16 protein-coding genes are annotated in these 17,854 nt (G+C 65.3%); all 16 read right to left on the bottom strand.

Annotation, left to right across the window (positions count from 1 at the left end):
* Positions 1-9 precede the first annotated feature (9 nt).
* Positions 10-882 (bottom strand): acetyl-CoA carboxylase, carboxyltransferase subunit beta, encoded by an 873-nt coding sequence (gene accD, locus J2X92_RS11615; protein ID WP_307575840.1) that lies wholly within the window; start codon positions 880-882, stop codon positions 10-12.
* Positions 883-950: 68 nt separating this feature from the next.
* Positions 951-1,796, bottom strand: a complete 846-nt coding sequence (gene trpA / locus J2X92_RS11610) for a tryptophan synthase subunit alpha (RefSeq protein ID WP_307575839.1) — start codon at positions 1,794-1,796, stop codon at positions 951-953.
* Entirely contained in the window at positions 1,796-3,073 is a 1,278-nt protein-coding gene (gene trpB, locus J2X92_RS11605; protein WP_307575838.1) for a tryptophan synthase subunit beta, read from the bottom strand. The genes trpA and trpB overlap by 1 nt, the downstream gene beginning before the upstream one ends.
* Before the next feature lie 49 nt (positions 3,074-3,122).
* Positions 3,123-3,818, bottom strand: a complete 696-nt coding sequence (locus J2X92_RS11600; protein WP_307575837.1) for a phosphoribosylanthranilate isomerase — start codon at positions 3,816-3,818, stop codon at positions 3,123-3,125.
* Positions 3,815-4,627: a tRNA pseudouridine(38-40) synthase TruA gene (gene truA / locus J2X92_RS11595; protein WP_307575834.1), complete on the bottom strand. Its 813-nt coding sequence runs from the start codon at positions 4,625-4,627 to the stop codon at positions 3,815-3,817. The genes J2X92_RS11600 and truA overlap by 4 nt, the downstream gene beginning before the upstream one ends.
* Positions 4,628-4,655: 28 nt before the next feature.
* A complete protein-coding gene (locus tag J2X92_RS11590; protein WP_444875711.1) occupies positions 4,656-7,427 on the bottom strand; it encodes a FimV/HubP family polar landmark protein in 2,772 nt (923 codons plus the stop codon).
* A 224-nt stretch (positions 7,428-7,651) separates the two neighbouring features.
* The gene (gene asd, locus J2X92_RS11585) at positions 7,652-8,794 is read right to left on the bottom strand and encodes an aspartate-semialdehyde dehydrogenase (protein ID WP_307575830.1); all 1,143 of its coding nucleotides are present in this window, start codon (positions 8,792-8,794) and stop codon (positions 7,652-7,654) included.
* A gap of 92 nt (positions 8,795-8,886) precedes the next feature.
* Entirely contained in the window at positions 8,887-9,975 is a 1,089-nt protein-coding gene (gene leuB / locus J2X92_RS11580; protein ID WP_055804262.1) for a 3-isopropylmalate dehydrogenase, read from the bottom strand.
* 40 nt (positions 9,976-10,015) lie between these two features.
* The gene (gene leuD / locus J2X92_RS11575) at positions 10,016-10,666 is read right to left on the bottom strand and encodes a 3-isopropylmalate dehydratase small subunit (RefSeq protein ID WP_307575828.1); all 651 of its coding nucleotides are present in this window, start codon (positions 10,664-10,666) and stop codon (positions 10,016-10,018) included.
* 13 nt (positions 10,667-10,679) lie between these two features.
* Positions 10,680-12,101, bottom strand: coding sequence for a 3-isopropylmalate dehydratase large subunit (leuC, locus tag J2X92_RS11570; RefSeq protein ID WP_307575827.1), 1,422 nt, complete (start codon positions 12,099-12,101; stop codon positions 10,680-10,682).
* A 50-nt stretch (positions 12,102-12,151) separates the two neighbouring features.
* Entirely contained in the window at positions 12,152-13,105 is a 954-nt protein-coding gene (locus tag J2X92_RS11565) for a LysR substrate-binding domain-containing protein (RefSeq protein WP_307575825.1), read from the bottom strand.
* A gap of 244 nt (positions 13,106-13,349) precedes the next feature.
* On the bottom strand, positions 13,350-13,490 hold the full coding sequence (locus J2X92_RS11560; protein ID WP_093018700.1) for an entericidin A/B family lipoprotein: 141 nt from the start codon (positions 13,488-13,490) through the stop codon (positions 13,350-13,352).
* A gap of 146 nt (positions 13,491-13,636) precedes the next feature.
* The gene (gene gltA, locus J2X92_RS11555) at positions 13,637-14,947 is read right to left on the bottom strand and encodes a citrate synthase (RefSeq protein WP_055804278.1); all 1,311 of its coding nucleotides are present in this window, start codon (positions 14,945-14,947) and stop codon (positions 13,637-13,639) included.
* Positions 14,948-14,971: 24 nt separating this feature from the next.
* Complete coding sequence (locus J2X92_RS11550) at positions 14,972-15,295, bottom strand: FAD assembly factor SdhE (protein ID WP_055804281.1); 324 nt, start codon at positions 15,293-15,295, stop codon at positions 14,972-14,974.
* Between the two features lie 18 nt (positions 15,296-15,313).
* A complete protein-coding gene (locus J2X92_RS11545; protein WP_055804283.1) occupies positions 15,314-16,015 on the bottom strand; it encodes a succinate dehydrogenase iron-sulfur subunit in 702 nt (233 codons plus the stop codon).
* 27 nt (positions 16,016-16,042) lie between these two features.
* Complete coding sequence (gene sdhA, locus J2X92_RS11540; protein WP_307575822.1) at positions 16,043-17,851, bottom strand: succinate dehydrogenase flavoprotein subunit; 1,809 nt, start codon at positions 17,849-17,851, stop codon at positions 16,043-16,045.
* Between the last annotated feature and the right edge of the window lie 3 nt (positions 17,852-17,854).

Genomic DNA, 17,854 nt, shown 5'->3' with positions numbered 1-17,854 from the left:
GGGGCGAGCCTAACTTACTGCGTCGGCGGGCTGGCGAAGCAGCATCGCGAGCGTGCTTGCGATGGTCTTGCGCAATTCGCGGCGGTCGCTGATGAAGTCGATGGCGCCCTTGGTCTGCAGGAACTCGGCGCGCTGGAAGCCCTCGGGCAGCGTCACGCGCACGGTCGACTCGATCACGCGCGGGCCGGCAAAGCCGATCAGCGCCTTGGGCTCGGCAATGACCACGTCGCCCACGAAGGCGAAGCCAGCCGAGACGCCGCCCATGGTCGGGTCGGTCAGCACGCTGATGTAGGGCAGGCCCTTTTTCGCGAGGCGGGTGAGTGCGGCGTTGGTCTTGGCCATCTGCATGAGCGAAAGCAGGCCTTCCTGCATGCGCGCGCCGCCGGTGGCGGTAAAGCAGATGAACGGCACCTTCTGCTCGATGGCCGTCTCGACGCCGCGCACGAAGCGCTCACCGACCACGCTGCCCATGCTGCCGCCCATGAACTCGAACTCGAAGCAGGCCACGACCACGCTGATGCTGTGGACCGAGCCGCCCATGACGATCAGCGCATCGGTCTCGCCGGTGTTCTCCAGGGCTTCCTTGAGCCTTTCGGGGTACTTGCGGCTGTCCTTGAACTTGAGTGCGTCGACGGGGAGCACTTCCTGCCCGACCTCGTAGCGGCCTTCGGCATCGAGGAAGGCGTCCAGGCGTGGACGCGCACCGATGCGATGATGGTGGTTGCAGCTCGGGCAGACGTTCTGGTTGTGCTCGAGATCGGTCTTGTAGAGAACGGTCTCGCAGGCGGGGCATTTGATCCACAGGCCCTCGGGCACCTGGCGGCGCTCCGACGGGTCGGTTTGTGCGATCTTGGCGGGTAGCAGTTTTTCAAGCCAGCTCATAGGACTCCGGATTTAGCTCCCCTCTCCCGCAATGCGGAAGAGGGGCTTGGGGGTGAGGGCACCCGCGATTATCGGCCAGCCGCGTTCTTGGGGATAGCCGCGGGGAGCGCATCGAGCGCCTCGCGAATGCCGGCCAAGAATTCGCTCACCACGGGCACCACCTTTTCGCGCGGCTGCCCATCGATCAACTGGATGATCTTCGTCCCGATCACCACCGCATCGGCGGCCGAACCCACCGCCTGCGCCGTGCGCGCATCGCGAATGCCGAAACCCACGCCGACAGGGATGTTCACATGCTCGCGGATGCGCGGGATCATCTGGCCGACCGCCTCGGTGTCGAGGTGGCCCGCGCCGGTGACGCCCTTGAGCGACACGTAGTAGACGTAGCCGCTCGCGATGCGCGCGACCTGCGCCATGCGCTCGCTGGTGCTGGTGGGCGCCAGGAGGAAGATCAGGTCGATGTTCGCAGCCTTTAGTTCGGCGGCAAAGCCTTCGCATTCTTCCGGCGGGTAGTCGACCACCAGGAGGCCGTCGACACCGGCTGCCGATGCATCGCGGATGAAGGCCTTCTTGCCGTGCACGAGGTCGTAGCGCTCGACCGGGTTTGCGTAACCCATCAGCACCACGGGCGTGGCCGTGTCCTGCTGGCGGAACGCGGCCACCATGGCAAGCACCTGCTTCATGCCGATGCCCATGGCCAGCGCGTCCTCGCCAGCTTTCTGGATCACCGGACCGTCGGCCATCGGGTCGGAAAACGGCACGCCGAGCTCAATCACGTCGGCACCTGCCGCGACCATGCCGTGCATCAGCTCGGGCGTGATGTCCGCATAGGGGAAACCTGCGGTGACGTAGGGGATGAGGGCGCGACGGCCGTCTTTTTTCAGTGCGTCGAAGGTGGCGGCAATGCGGCTCATCACTTGCCTCCCTTCACGCTCAAGCCGCGCATCGAGGGCCGGTCGTAAAAATCGACGCCCGACAGGTCGGCCACGGTGCCGATGTCCTTGTCGCCGCGGCCCGAGAGGTTCACCAGAATCGACTGGTCCGGCCGCATGGTTTTTGCGAGTTTCATGGCATAGGCCACGGCGTGGCTGGATTCGAGGGCCGGAATGATGCCTTCGGTGCGGCACAGATAGTGAAAGGCTTCGAGCGCCTCGGTATCGGTGATGCCGACGTATTCGGCCCGGCCGATGTCGGCCAGGTAGGCATGCTCGGGGCCCACGCCCGGGTAGTCGAGGCCGGCGCTGATGCTGTGGGTCTCGGTGATCTGTCCGTCTTCGCTCTGCAGCAGGTAGGTGCGGTTGCCGTGCAGCACGCCCGGGCTGCCGCGCAGGATCGAAGCCGAATGCTTGCCGCTGTCGAGCCCTTCGCCTGCCGCCTCGACGCCCACCAGGCGGGTGCCCGCGAATGGAATGTAGGGGTGGAAGATGCCCATGGCATTGCTGCCGCCGCCCACGCAGGCCACCACCACGTCCGGCTGCCGGCCTTCGGCCTCGCCCGTGATGCCCTGCGCCGCGAGCATGGCGGGCATCTGGTCGATGCACTCGGTGCCGATCACGCTCTGGAAGTCGCGCACCATCGTCGGATAGGGGTGCGGGCCGGCCACCGTGCCGATGATGTAGAAGGTGTTTTCCACGTTCGTCACCCAGTCGCGCATGGCCTCGTTGAGCGCGTCCTTCAGCGTCTTGCTGCCCGATTCGACCGGCACCACGGTGGCACCGAGCAGGTTCATGCGGTAGACGTTGGGGCTCTGGCGCTTCACGTCCTGGCTGCCCATGTACACCACGCATTCGAGGCCGTAGCGCGCGCAGATGGTGGCCGTGGCCACGCCATGCTGGCCGGCGCCGGTTTCGGCAATGACGCGAGGCTTGCCCATGCGTCGCGCGAGCATCGCCTGGCCAATCACGTTGTTGATCTTGTGCGCGCCCGTGTGGTTGAGGTCTTCTCGCTTCAGGTAGATCTGAGCGCCGCCCATCTCGCGGCTGGTGCGCGCTGCGTGGTAGACCGGCGAGGGCCGGCCGACGAAGTGCTTCAGCTCGTAGTGGAATTCGGCGAGGAACGCCGGATCGTCCTTGAACTTCGCATAGGCGTCGCGTAGCTCGTTGATGGCGTGGGTGAGCGTTTCGCTCGCGAATGTGCCGCCGTAGTTGCCGAAATGGCCGGTGGCGTCCGGTTGCTGGTAGTTGCTTTGCATGGTTTTCGATCGTTGGGCCGCAGCCCGAAATCACGATCGGGTGCGGCGGCTAACTGGAGAAGGACGAAGCGTCGGCGGCTCTGACCGCTGCGACGAATTGCCGGATCTTTGCGGCGTCCTTCAGGCCCTTGTTCCCGGGTCCGTCGATTTCGACGCCCGAGCTCACATCAACGGACAGCGTCTTGCAGCGCGTCCGCAGGATGCGAATGCCATCGCTCACGTTTGCAGGTGTGAGCCCACCACTCAAGACGAGGTGAGCGTCGACGGCGGGTGGAAGAAGTGACCAATCGAATGCCTTGCCGCCACCGCCATAACCTTCGACGTGGGCGTCGAGCAGGATGGCCTGGGCGTGGGAGTAAACGGACGCGTATTTTACGAGGTCGAAGCCCGCTCCGGCAGCCCCGAGCGGAATGCGCGCGGCGCGCATGTAGCGAAAGCGGCCCGGGCCGGTGGATTCCTCGCACTGTTCTGGCGTTTCTTCGCCGTGAAACTGCGCTATGGCGCCCTTCACGCGGGCGAGAGATGCTATGACTTCAAGAGCATCCTCGTTGACGAACAGCAGCACCGGGGTGATGAAAGGGGGCAGGCGGGACGCCAGCTCGGCGGCGCGCTCGGCCGTCACGGCGCGGGGGCTTGCGGGATAGAGCACGAAGCCGACGGCGTCGGCGCCCGCCTCGACCGCGGCATCGACGTCGGCCTCACGCGTGAGGCCACAGATCTTGATGCGGGTGCGGGGAAGCGTCATGGCGGCCCATCATAAGCAGCACCGCCAGCCTGCAATGTGGCCTCGGCCGGCAGACCCCACTTGGCGTCATACAACGGCCCGAGAAAATACAGGCCGTCGGCAGAGAAGGTGGGCGCCGCCACCTTGCGGCTGCGCGCTTCGAGCACCTCGGCGATCCACTCGGGCCGCTCGTCGCCGCGGCCGATGCGCACCAGGCAGCCCATCAGATTGCGGATCATGTGGTGCAGGAAGGCATCGGCCTCGAATTCGAAGTGCCAGCGGCAGCGGTCGCCCGCGCCGACACGCGTGATCTCGATGCGGCGCAGGTCCTTGACCGGCGATCGCGCCTGGCAGGCGGAGGCGCGGAAGGAGCTGAAATCGTGATGCCCGACCAGCAGGGCTGCCGCGGCGCGCATCGCGTCGCCGTCGAGCGCATGCATCGACCAGCCGACGCGGCCGGAGTCGAGGCTGGGCCGCACCGGCGACTGCGACAGCACGTAGAGGTAGCGGCGCGCCAGCGCGCTCGCGCGGCAGTGGAATTCGTCGGGAACCGGATGCGCCCATTGCACGGCGATGTCGTCGGGCAGATAGCGGTTGGTGCCGCGCATCCAGGAGAAGGGTTCGCGTTCGACGTCGGTGTCGAAGTGCACCACCTGCATCAGCGCGTGCACGCCGGCATCGGTGCGGCCGGCGCACAGCGTGCCGATAGGCTGTGCGGCAAACTTGCCGAGCGCCGCTTCCAGCTTGTCCTGCACCGTGCGGCCCGAGCGCTGGCTTTGCCAGCCCTCGTACGCCTGGCCGTTGTAGCGGATGCCTAGCGCCAGCCTCACGAATCAAAGGGACGGGGAGAGCCGCTTCTTAGCGCAGCTCGGCGAGCAATTGCTTCGCCTGCGACTTGAGGTCGCCAGCGCTTTCAGCTTCGACTTCCTCGACCAGTGAGCGGGCGCCTTCGACGTCGCCGATGGCCTGCAGCTCGCGTGCCAGCGACAGCTTGACGGCATGGGGGCTGTCGTCGCCGTCGCCGTCGCCGTCGTCATCCTCGGACATCGCGGCAGGCCGCGTCGGCTCTGCGGTGCCGGCCACGGGACGGGAGGGAAGACCGGCCAGCGCGCTCATGTCGAATTCGATGAAACCCGAATCCGCCGGGAGTCCGCCGCGCAAAGCGGCAGGACGCGTATTGGCATCGTCGGCTTCGTTCAGTGCCGAGGGGCGGGTCACAGGCGACAGCGCGCCGGGAGCCGTGTCGAAATCGTTTTCCAGATCGACTGACGCAGCGGGTGCATGCGCATGGCCGTTGGACAAGGGAGCGGCTGCGGCGGCGGGCGCTGCATACGCTGCCTTCGGCAAACTGGCGCTCACCGGGGCCGGGGCGGGTGCTGGAGGCTGGCTCAGGTCCAGATCGAAGTCCAGCGGTGCGACGGAGGGCACGAAGGCTGGCGTGGGCGCCACGGCGACGGGAGCCGCGGCGGGTGCCGGCGCAACCACTGCAGCGGGTTTGGCTGCCGAGGCCAGGGCGCCCGCGAAGGCGGCGCTCTCGGCCGGGCTCACGCCACGGGACGAGCCCGATTCGTACAGCGGATTGCCAGGATCGAGGTCCTTGCCCATGTCGACCACACGGGTCCAGTCGGATCCGTTGCCGTTGGTCAGCTTGTGCACCTCGGTTGCCAGGCCTTCGAAGGCCCGCACGTCGCGGCGCTTGGCATGGATCTCGAGCAGCTTGAGGTGGATGGCCGTGCGGTCAGGGCTCACGCGCAGGGCTTCGCGAAGAATTTCCTCGGCCTGCAGGTCACGGCCATAAGCCAGGTACACGTCCGCTTCGGCCACGGGATCGACATCGCCTGCGTCGAGCTGGCTCGGCGAGTACGACAGGGACGAGACGCTGGAGTCGCCGCGATGCTTTGTATCGACCGATTCGCCGCCGCTGGCGCCGAAGAACGAGTCTTTCGGAATGCGGCTCTCGAGGAACACGCTTTCGCTCATTTCCTCGCGCCGACGACCCAGCACGCGGTACAGCAGGAACGCGACCAGCAGGGCGATCAGCGCCGCGCCGGCAATCATCAGTGGGTTGTCGAGCAATTCTTCGAAGAAGCTGCGTTCCGCCGGGGGCGGTGGCGGGGCTGCCTTGACCACCGGCTTGGGAGCGGGTGCAGGGGCAGCAGCGGCGCTGGCTGCTGCTGCGGGAGCGGCTGGCGCGGCATCGGGAGTTGCCACAGCGGCAGGTGCCGTGGCAGCGGTCGCAGCGGTTGTTGCCGGTGTTGCCGCCACTGGCGCAGGCGTCGTGGCCGGTGCCGGCGTTGCCGGTGTCGAAGCAGCCGCCGGAGTCGCGGCTGGCGCCACAGGCACGGCGGGAGCAGCGGCGGGCGCTGGCGCAGCAGCCGGGGCGGGCGCCACTGCTGGCGGCGATGCGGTGGCAGCCACGCCTGGATTGGGAACCGGAATGCCAGGTGCTGCCGGGGCCGCCGCCGAACCCGTGGCCGGTGCCGCGGTGCCAGTAGCGGCCTTGAGCTTGGCGAGTTCGTTGATGTTCTTGGAAAGCTCCGCCACGCGGTTGTTGCTGTCCTGTGCCTGACGGGTCTGCGCGACCTTTTCGTCGGCAGCGCGGGCGGCTGCGTTGCCCTGCGAAATCGTCAGCTTGTCGGGCGCGCTTGCCGCGGCATTGCGGTCTTCGACATTGGCTTGCAGCTTGCCCGTCGCCTTGCGGCTGGCGGCGGCCACGTTGGATGTGGGCGCGTTCTCGGCCAGGCGCTGGCGGTAGGCACCGAAATCACGGCTTTGGGCGGTGACGGTGCGCCGCGCTTCCGAGGGCAGGATGGCGCCGGCTTCGGCGGCGCTTGGCAGATCGAGCACGGCACCCGCTCTCATGCGGTTGATGTTGCCGCCGACGAAGGCATCGGGGTTGGCGAGCAACAGCGCCACCAGCATCTGGTCGAGCGAAATGTCGGCAGGCTTGTAGGCGCCGGCGATCTTGCTGGCGGTATCGCCGCGCTGAACCGTGACCTGCTCGCCGCCGCTGCCAGCAGGGCGAGCCGTGGCTGCGGCACTGGGCGCTTGCGGTGCGGCCGCCGCGGGCGCCGGCGCTGCCGGAGGAGCCGTGATCGGTGCCACCGGTGCAGCAGCCGCACGCTCGCGGCGTGCGCGGGCTGCTGCGGCGGCGGGACGCTCAACCGGCGTGCTGATCTGCGGCGTGGCGGGTGCAATAGGGGCGCTCGGCGCCGCCTGGCGGGTTGCGGGCGGATCGAGCAGCACGGTGTAGTCGCGCACCATGCGGCCCGTCGAACCGTTGGCTTCCAGCAGCAGGTCGACGAAGGGGTCGTTGAGCGGTCGGGTGCCGGTCAACCGGACGACGTATTGACCACCGGCCCGGCGCTGCAGCGTGGCCTTCACGTCGCTCAGCGCGGCGTTGTAAGGGACGCCTGCTTTCTTGAAGGCATCGGCATTCGCGACGTTGATCTTCAGGCTTTCCGCATCAGCGGCAGCCATTTCGGTCACGTCGATCTCGGCGCGGAGCGGTTCGCCCAGCGCCGATTGCACCTTCAACTGCCCCAACGCGAAGGCGCTGGCGTCGGTGCTGGCAATGCCCAGAACCACCGCAACGGCTGCGCCCAGAACGGAGAGGCGAAGGCCGTTCATGGGAAGGGAGGGGCGAGCGGCCGATGGGCGGGCCGCGGGCAACAGATGTCTTGTCATGCTGATAGGGGGCGGCTCAGGCCCAGAAATTGTAAGAGGACGTTAGCATCATCACCGGGTGCTGACAAGGCGGTGCGCCCGTTCTACCCAGTGCGCGCATACTTACGCACACATTTAATGTTGCCATAAGGCAACATTTTTGGTCTGGGAAGAGCCGAAGCGCCCCATCAGGCTTCAAGCAAGATGCGCAGCATGCGGCGCAGCGGTTCCGCTGCGCCCCACAGCAGTTGGTCGCCGATGGTGAACGCACCGACGTATTCTGGGCCCATGGCCAGCTTGCGGATGCGCCCCACCGGAATGTTCATGGTGCCTGTCACGGCCACCGGCGTCAGGTCCTTGACGGTGGCTTCGCGGGTGTTTGGCACCACCTTCGCCCAGGCGTTGTCGGCCGCGATCATCGCTTCGATGTCCGCCAGCGGCACATCCTTCTTGAGCTTGAAGGTCAGCGCCTGGCTGTGGCAGCGCATGGCGCCAATCCGCACGCAAAAGCCGTCGACCGGCACGGCGGCGGTGCCGAAGCCCGCGCCTTGGCCGAGAATCTTGTTGGTCTCGGCGCCGGCCTTCCATTCTTCCTTGGACATGCCATCGCCCAGATCCTTGTCGATCCAGGGAATCAGCGAGCCGCCGAGCGGGGCGCCGAAGTTGGCCGTTTCGGCGGCGCTCAGGTTCTGCTGCTTGTGCAGCACCTTGCGGTCGATCTCGAGGATGGCCGACTTGGGATCGTCCAGCAGGCCGCGCACTTCGGCGTTGAGCGTGCCGAACTGCGTGAGCAGCTCGCGCATGTGCTGAGCACCGCCGCCCGAGGCTGCTTGATAGGTCATGCTGGTCATCCACTCTACAAGGCCCGCCTTGTAGAGGGCACCCACGCCCATGAGCATGCAGCTCACAGTGCAGTTGCCGCCGATCCAGTTCTTGCCGCCGTTGGCGAGCGCGTTCTGGATCACCGGCAGGTTGACGGGGTCGAGCACGATGATCGCGTCGTCCTGCATGCGCAGGGTGGATGCAGCATCGATCCAGTGGCCGCTCCATCCGGCGGCGCGCAGCTTGGGGAACACCTCGCTGGTGTAGTCGCCACCCTGGCAGGTGATGATGATGTCGCACTTCTTCAGTGCGTCGATGTCGTTCGCATCCTTCAGCGCGATCTCGTTCTTCGCCATGGCCGGGGCCTTGCCGCCGGCATTGGAGGTCGAGAAGAACAGCGGCTCGATGAGCCCGAAGTCGCCTTCGGCCTGCATGCGGTCCATCAGGACCGAGCCGACCATGCCACGCCAGCCCACGAGGCCGACCAGAGGTTGAGATGCGTTCGCCATTTCAGTTTGCCCTATAAAAAGAAAGAAAAAAGTTGTCTTTTCTTGCCCCCGACTCGTCGAGCCGGGGAGGGGCGTGACGAAGCGGGCTGCGGTTAGCCGGTAATCGTCTTTTTGGTGATTGCTGCAACGACCGCGTCGCCCATCTCACGGGTGCCGACGCGCTTCGTACCTTCTGACCAGATGTCACCCGTGCGCAGCCCGGAGGCGAGCACGTGCTTGACCGCCGACTCGATACGGTCGGCAGCTTCGGCTTGGTTGAGAGAAAAGCGGAGCATCATGGCAGCGGACAGTATTGTAGCCAAAGGATTGGCAACCCCTTTTCCGGCAATGTCGGGCGCACTGCCGTGGCTGGGCTCGTACAGGCCCTGGTTGCTCGAATTGAGCGAGGCCGAAGGCAGCATGCCGATGGAGCCGGTGAGCATGGCGGCCTCGTCCGAAAGGATGTCGCCGAACATGTTGCCGGTGACGATCACGTCGAACTTCTTGGGCGCCTTCACGAGCTGCATGGCTGCGTTGTCGACGTACATGTGGTCGAGTTCGATGTCCGGATAGTCCTTGTGGACCTCGGTCACCACGTCCTTCCAGAACTGGAAGGTCTCGAGCACGTTGGCCTTGTCGACGCTGGTCACGCGCTTGTTGCGCTTGCGTGCGGCCTCGAAGGCCACACGGGCGATGCGCTCGACCTCAGGGCGCGAGTAGCGCATCGTGTCGAAGGCCTCTTCGGCACCCGGAAAGTGGCCGTCCACCGCCGTGCGGCGGCCGCGTGGCTGGCCGAAGTAGATGTCGCCGGTCAGCTCGCGGATGATGAGGATGTCCAGGCCGGAAATCAGCTCGGGCTTGAGGCTCGATGCGCCTACCAATTGCTCGTAGCAGATGGCCGGTCGGAAGTTCGCGAACAGGCCGAGGTTTTTGCGCAGCCCCAGGATCGCCTGCTCTGGGCGCAGCGGGCGGTCGAGCTTGTCGTATTTCCAGTCGCCGACGGCGCCGAACAGCACCGCGTCGGCCTCCTTCGCGAGCTTGAGCGTCGATTCGGGCAGCGGATGGCCGTGCGCCTCGTAGGCCGCGCCGCCTACGAGCGCCGATTCCATTTCGAACGAGAGGTCGAGCGCGTCGAGCACCCTGATGGCCTCGGCCACGATTTCAGTGCCGATGCCGTCACCCGGGAGAACTGCGATTTTCATGATTTGGTCTGAAGTTTGAAAACGGAAATGCGAAGGGCGATCAGGCAATCATCGTGTGCGCGAGCCAGGGCTTCTGTGCCAGGCGCTCGGCCTCGAAGGCCTTGATCTTGTCCTGGTGGCGCAGCGTCAGGCCGATGTCGTCCAGCCCGTTGATGAGACAGTACTTGCGGAAGGCCTGCACGTCGAATGCGAATTCGCCGCCGTCGGGCTTCACCACCACCTGACGTTCCAGGTCAATGGTCAGCGTGTAGCCGGGGAAGGCGAAGGTCTCGTCGAACAACTGCGCCACCTGCGACTCGGGCAGCACGATGGGCAAGAGACCATTCTTGAAGCTGTTGTTGAAGAAGATGTCGGCATAGCTCGGCGCAATGATCGCGCGAAAGCCGTACTGGTCGAGCGCCCACGGCGCATGTTCGCGCGACGACCCGCAGCCGAAGTTCTTGCGCGCCAGGAGGATCGATGCGCCCGCGTAGCGCGGCTGGTTCAGCACGAAGTCGGGATTCGGCTTGCGGCTGGCCGGGTCCTGGCCCGGAAAGCCGGCGTCTAGGTAGCGCCATTCGTCGAACAGGTTCTGGCCGAAGCCGGTCTTGCGGATCGACTTGAGAAACTGCTTCGGAATGATCGCGTCGGTGTCGACGTTCTCGCGGTCCATCGGCGCCACGAGGCCCTTGTGCACGGTGAATTTCTGCATGTGTGTCTCCAGATCAGGCGAAGGTGCGCACGTCGACGAAGTGGCCGTGCACGGCAGCGGCCGCGGCCATGGCCGGGCTCACGAGGTGGGTGCGGCCACCGGCGCCCTGGCGGCCTTCGAAGTTGCGGTTGCTGGTCGATGCGCAGCGCTCGCCGGGCTCCAGGCGGTCGGCGTTCATTGCGAGGCACATCGAGCAGCCGGGCTCGCGCCATTCGAAGCCCGCGGCCTTGAAGATCACGTCGAGGCCTTCGCGCTCGGCCTGTTCCTTCACCACACCCGAACCCGGCACCACCAGTGCGAGCTTCACGTTCTTTGCGACCTTCTGGCCGAGCTTCTTCACCACGGCGGCGGCTTCGCGCATGTCCTCGATGCGGCTGTTGGTGCACGAACCGATGAACACCTTGTCGATGAAGATGTCGTTCATTGGCTTGTTGGGTTCGAGGCCCATGTAGACCAGCGCGCGCTCGATCGCGCCGCGCTTGCTCGCGTCTTTTTCCTTCTCGGGATCGGGCACGCGGCCGTTGATGTCGACCACCATTTCAGGCGAGGTGCCCCAGGTCACCTGCGGCTGGATCTGCGTCGCGTCGAGCTCGACCACAGCATCGAAGTGCGCACCCGGATCGGACTGCAGCGTGCGCCAGTAGCTCACGGCCTGTTCCCACTCCACGCCCGTGGGAGCGAGCGGGCGGCCCTTGACGTAGCTGATGGTTTTTTCGTCGACCGCCACCAGCCCCGCACGCGCGCCAGCTTCGATGGCCATGTTGCAGACCGTCATGCGCCCTTCCATGCTCAAGTCGCGAATGGCCGAGCCCGCGAACTCGATGGTGTAGCCCGTCCCGCCGGCAGTGCCGATCTTGCCGATGATCGCCAGCACGATGTCCTTGGCCGTGCAGCCGAGCGGCAGCTTGCCCTCGACCTTCACGAGCATGTTCTTCGCCTTCTTGCCGAGCAGCGTCTGCGTGGCCATCACGTGCTCGACCTCGCTGGTGCCGATGCCGTGCGCCAGCGCGCCGAAAGCGCCGTGCGTGGAGGTGTGCGAGTCGCCGCAGACCACCGTCATGCCGGGCAGCGTAGCGCCCGATTCGGGGCCGATCACGTGCACGATGCCCTGGCGCTTGCTCAGGAACGGAAAGAATGCGGCGGCGCCGAATTCCGCAATGTTCTTGTCCAGCGTGGTGACCTGCTCCTTGCTGGTCGGGTCGGCAATGCCCTCGTAGCCCCGTTCCCAGCCGGTAGTGGGCGTGTTGTGATCGGCCGTGGCCACCACCGAGCTAATGCGCCACAGCTTGCGGCCGGCCACGCGCAGGCCTTCGAAAGCCTGCGGGCTGGTGACTTCGTGCACCAGGTGGCGGTCGATGTAGAGGATCGCGGTGCCGTCTTCCTCGGTGTGGACGACGTGTTCGTCCCAGATCTTGTCGTAGAGCGTGCGTGCCATGTCGGTCTCTTGCTTTCGTGGGGAGGTGAATTGTCTTGTTTTCTGATGCGCTATGCGAAAAGCGGCTCGACGGCATCGTGAGCGGCCAGAGGCGTGTGCAGGTGGTTCACCAGCGTGCGAGCGGCCACCGGCAGGGTCGAGAAGTCGCGCGCCACCAGACGTATTTCGCGGTTCGACCAGGCGTCGTTCAGCGCCACGCTGCACAGGCGGCTGCCAATACCCGCTTGCAGCAGTTCGAACGCGCGCTGCGGCATCACGCCAATGCCCAAACCGTTGTCGATCATGCGGCACATGGCGTCGAGCCCGGTCACGTGGATGCGCAGCTTGACGCTGCGGCCGGCCTCCACGGCGGCCTGGTGCATGGCCACGTAGATCGAGCTGTTGGTGTGCAGGCCGACGTGGTCGAAGTCGAGCGAGGCGCTGAAATCGATCGGACCCTGTGCAGCCAGCGGATGCGCGGCCGGCACGATCAACGCCAGCCGGTCGTGGCGGTAGGGCAGCGTCTGCAGCTCATTGGTACCGTCAGGAACGTGGCAGATGCCTAAATCCGCGGCGCCTTCCTGCACCGCGCGCACCACCTCGGCGCTCAGGTGCTCCTCGAGATCGATCTTGATCGCGTCATGCTCGCGCGTGAAGGCTCCCAGATCCTCGGGAAGAAACTGAACGATGGCCGAAATGTTGGCATGCACCCGCACGTGGCCGCGCACGCCCTCGGCGTATTCGCTGAGTTCGCCCTGCATCTTCTCGAGGCTGTAGAGCACCGAACGCGCATGGTGCAGCAGGCTTTCGCCCGCGGGCGAAAGATCGACCCCGCGCGCGTGGCGGTAGAGGAGGGCGGTGCCCAGGGTGGCTTCGAGGTCGGACAGCCGCTTGCTGATAGCCGAGGCGGCAATGAATTCGCGTTCCGCCGCGCGCCCGATGCTGCCGAGTTCGCACACGGCCACGAACAGCTGCAGCGACGTGAGGTCGATGCGCCGGGCGAAGTTGCGTTCGGAAGTGCTCATGGGGCTTGTTGACATCGCGTCTGGCGATGAGTTCGCCCATTTTCCCAGGGTTTTGGCTAGGCTGCCATCGTCATGTGCGATGGGTTTGTTGCCCTGGGGCGAGGAGTCTCAGTCGCCCCAAATGACAACACGCCCCGCACCTCGCACTGAAGCGAGGGGCGAGGCGTGCGCTGGATCTGCGCGGAGCGTGAGCTGTCGTCCAGTCCAGCCCGCGAGTTTCAAAAGGCCGGAAGGCCCGGAGTGCCTACTGGCGCTTCTTGGCGGCGTCCTCGACCTTTTCGCCACTTTTCTGGATGTCCTGGCCTGCACCCCGGAAGGTGTTGCAGCCACCCAGCGGGACGGCGAGTGCGAAAGCGACGGCGATCAGCGCGGCAATTTGCTTCATGACGGGTCTCCTGAAGGCGTTGAAAAAGGCGACCCGAAGCCGGGCCTCCGATGCACAACGTACCGACCCCGCGCCGCCGGCCCTGTCAGCCAAGACGCAAAAAAGCTGCCCGAGGGCAGCTTTCCAGGGTGAGCGTCGGGGCGCCTTCAGCGTTGGCCGATGGGCTTGACGTCGCGCTTGGGCGAGCCTTCGAACAGCTGGCGCGGGCGGCCGATCTTGTACTCGGGGTCGCCGATCATTTCGTTCAGCTGGGCAATCCAGCCGACGGTGCGGGCCAGCGCGAAGATCGCGGTGAACAGCGGCACCGGGATCCCGATGGCGCGCTGCACGATGCCCGAATAGAAGTCGACGTTCGGGTAGAGCTTGCGCGACACGAAGTACTCGTCTTCCAGGGCGATCTTTTCCAGTTCCTTGGCCAGCTTGAAGAGCGGGTCCTGTTCCAGGCCCAGCTCGGTCAGCACTTCGTTGCAGGTCTCCTGCATCAGCTTGGCGCGCGGGTCGTAGTTCTTGTACACGCGGTGGCCAAAGCCCATGAGCTTGACGTTCGAGTTCTTGTCCTTGACCTTCTTGATGAACTCGCCAATCTTCTCCACGCCACCTTCCTTCTGAATGTCGTAGAGCATGTTGAGCGCCGCTTCGTTGGCGCCGCCGTGGGCCGGGCCCCAGAGGCAAGCCACGCCGGCCGCAATGGCCGCGAAGGGGTTGGTGCCCGACGAGCCGCACAGGCGCACGGTCGAGGTCGATGCGTTCTGCTCGTGGTCCGCGTGCAAGATGAAGATGCGGTCGAGCGCGCGCTCGAGCACCGGGTTCACCTTGTACTCTTCGCAAGGCGTCGCGAACATCATGTGCAGGAAGTTGCCCGCATAGCTGAGTTCGTTCTTCGGGTACATGTAGGGCTGGCCCACGGTGTACTTATAGGCCATGGCCACGAGCGTGGGCATCTTCGCGATCAGGCGGATCGCGGCGATCTCGCGGTGCTCGGGATTGTTGATGTCCGTGCTGTCGTGATAGAAGGCCGACAGTGCGCCCACCAGGCCGGTCATGATGGCCATCGGGTGTGCGTCGCGGCGGAAGCCGCGCAGGAAGAACTGCATCTGCTCATTGACCATCGTGTGGTTGGTCACGAGCTTGGTGAAGTTGGTCTTCTTGGCCTGGTCCGGCAGCTCGCCGTACAGCAGCAGATGGCAGGTTTCGAGGAAGTCGCAGTTGGTTGCGAGTTGCTCGATGGGGTAGCCGCGGTACAGCAGTTCGCCCTTGTCGCCGTCGATGTACGTGATGGCCGACTGGCACGCGGCCGTCGACATGAAACCCGGGTCGTAGGTGAACATGCCGGTCTGCGCATACAGCTTGCGGATGTCGATCACGTCGGGGCCGACGGTGCCCTTGTAGATCGGCAGTTCGACGCTGTCACCACCGTTGCTGAACGACAGCGTGGCCTTGATATCGGAAGCTTTCATTTCGGGTTTCTTTCAGAGGAGTATTCAGGAGGGCGAAGAGGAAACGGAGGTTGCGGGACGCTGTGCGCCGTCGGTACGCATCAACTGCAGCAGTTCGACCACCTCGGCCCCGGCCCATGCGGGCTCGGGCTCCTTTCTTCGCAGCAGAAGATCGAGGAGGTCGTTGTCCGACAGGTCCATCAATGTCTCCATCGCTCCCGCCTGGCCGTTGGTCATGTGGGATTCGTGCCGCTCGAAGAAGCGGGCGATGAACAGGTCGTTCTCTAACAAGCCGCGCCGGCAGCGCCATTTCAGCTTGCTCAGCGCTCGTTCGCTGATCGGCTGTGCGAGTTCGGCGGCGGTTTGCATGGTTTCTCCGGCAAAAGTTCAGATGGCGCGGCGCACCATCAATTCCTTGATCTTGCCGATCGCCTTGGTGGGATTCAGGTTCTTGGGGCACACGTCGACGCAGTTCATGATCGTGTGGCAGCGGAACAGGCGGTACGGGTCTTCGAGGTTGTCCAGGCGCTCGGCGGTAGCTTCGTCGCGGCTGTCGGCGATGAAGCGGTAGGCCTGCAGCAGGCCTGCCGGGCCCACGAACTTGTCGGGGTTCCACCAGAAGCTGGGGCAGCTGGTGGAACAGCTCGCGCACAGAATGCACTCGTACAGGCCGTTGAGCTCATCGCGCTCTTCGGGTGACTGCAGGCGCTCTTTCTCGGGCGGCACGTTGTCGTTCTGCAGGTACGGCTTGATCGAGTTGTACTGCTTGAAGAACTGCGTCATGTCCACGATCAGGTCGCGGATCACCGGCAGGCCCGGCAGCGGCTTCAACACAATCGTGCCCTTGAGCGTGAGCATGTTGGTCAGGCAGGCGAGGCCGTTCTTGCCGTTGATGTTCATCGCGTCGGAACCGCAGACGCCTTCACGGCACGAGCGGCGGAACGACAGCGTGGGATCTTGCGCCTTGAGCTTCATCAGGGCGTCGAGCAGCATGCGCTCATGGCCGTCGAGTTCGATCTCGATCGTCTGCATGTAGGGCTTGGCGTCCTTGTCCGGGTCGTAGCGGTAGATCTGGAATGTGCGCTTCATCGTGAAACCTTGTGATGTTGTTCTTGTTTAGAACGTACGGACCTTGGGAGGAACGGAGTCGACCGTCAGCGGCTTGAGATTGACCGGCTTGTAGGAGAGGCGGTTGTCCTGGCTGTACCAGAGCGTGTGCTTCATCCAGTTGGCGTCGTCGCGGCCGAGCGGCGCGACCGGGTCGTCGGCCGGGCGTTCGTAGTCTTCGACGGTGTGCGCGCCGCGGCATTCCTTGCGGGCGGCGGCCGAGACCATCGTGGCTTGCGCCACTTCGATCAGGTTGTCGACTTCAAGCGCTTCGATGCGCGCGGTGTTGAACACCTTGGACTTGTCCTTGAGGCCGATGGCGTTGACGCGCTCGCGCACGGCAGCGATCTTGACCACGCCTTCGTCCATCGAGGACTGCTTGCGGAACACGGCGGCGTGCTGCTGCATGACGGCGCGGATCTCGCCCGCCACGTCCTGCGCGTACTCGCCGCCGGTGGCTGCTTCGAGCCGGTTCAGGCGCTCCAGCGTGCGGTCGGCGGCATCGGCCGGCAGCGGCTTGTGCTCTTTCAGCTTGTCGTTGAATTCAACGATGTGGTTGCCGGCCGCGCGGCCGAACACCAGCAGGTCGAGCAGCGAGTTGGTGCCCAGGCGGTTGGCGCCGTGCACGCTCACGCAGGAGCATTCGCCCACGGCATAGAGGCCGTTCACCACGGCGCTGTTCTGTTCGCCTTGCTGAACCACGACCTGGCCGTTGATGTTGGTGGGGATGCCGCCCATCTGGTAGTGGATGGTCGGCACGACGGGAATCGGTTCCTTGGTGATGTCGACGTTGGCGAAGTTGACGCCGATCTCGTACACCGAAGGCAGGCGCTTGTGGATGGTCTCGGCACCGAGGTGGTCGAGCTTCAGCAGCACGTAGTCCTTGTTGGGACCACAGCCGCGGCCTTCCTTGATTTCCTGGTCCATCGAGCGCGAGACGAAGTCGCGCGGTGCCAAGTCCTTCAGGGTGGGCGCATAGCGCTCCATGAAGCGTTCACCGTTGCTGTTCAGCAAGATGGCACCTTCGCCGCGGCAGCCTTCGGTCAGCAGCACACCGGCGCCGGCCACGCCGGTCGGGTGGAACTGCCAGAACTCCATGTCCTGCAGCGGAATGCCCGAGCGCGCGGCCATGCCGAGGCCGTCGCCGGTGTTGATGAAGGCGTTGGTCGAGGCCTGGAAGATGCGGCCGGCACCGCCGGTGGCCAGCAACACGGTCTTGGCCTGCAGGATGTGCAGGTCGCCGGTTTCCATTTCGAGTGCCGTGACGCCGACCACGTCGCCTTCGGCGTCGCGGATCAGGTCGAGGGCCATCCACTCGACGAAGAACTGGGTGCGGGCTTCGACGTTCTTTTGGTAGAGCGTGTGCAGCATTGCGTGGCCGGTGCGGTCGGCCGCGGCGCAGGCGCGCTGCACGGGCTTTTCACCGTAGTTGGCGGTGTGGCCGCCGAACGGACGCTGGTAGATGGTGCCGTCGGGATTGCGGTCGAAGGGCATGCCGAAGTGCTCGAGCTCGTACACGACCTTCGGGGCTTCGCGGCACATGAACTCGATCGCGTCCTGGTCGCCGAGCCAGTCGGAACCCTTGATCGTGTCGTAGAAGTGGTAGTGCCAGTTGTCCTCGCTCATGTTGCCGAGCGATGCGCCCACGCCGCCTTGGGCAGCCACGGTGTGCGAACGGGTCGGGAACACCTTGGAGAGCACCGCCACGTTCAGGCCCGCGCGGGCCAGTTGCAGCGAGGCGCGCATGCCGGAGCCGCCGGCACCGACGATGACGACGTCGAACTTGCGCTTGGTGATTTGGTCTTTTGTGTAGGTCATGGT

This window comes from Variovorax paradoxus (assembly GCF_030811855.1).
Lineage (GTDB): Bacteria > Pseudomonadota > Gammaproteobacteria > Burkholderiales > Burkholderiaceae_C > Variovorax > Variovorax paradoxus_L.
This window is presented reverse-complemented; position numbering and strand designations above follow the sequence as displayed.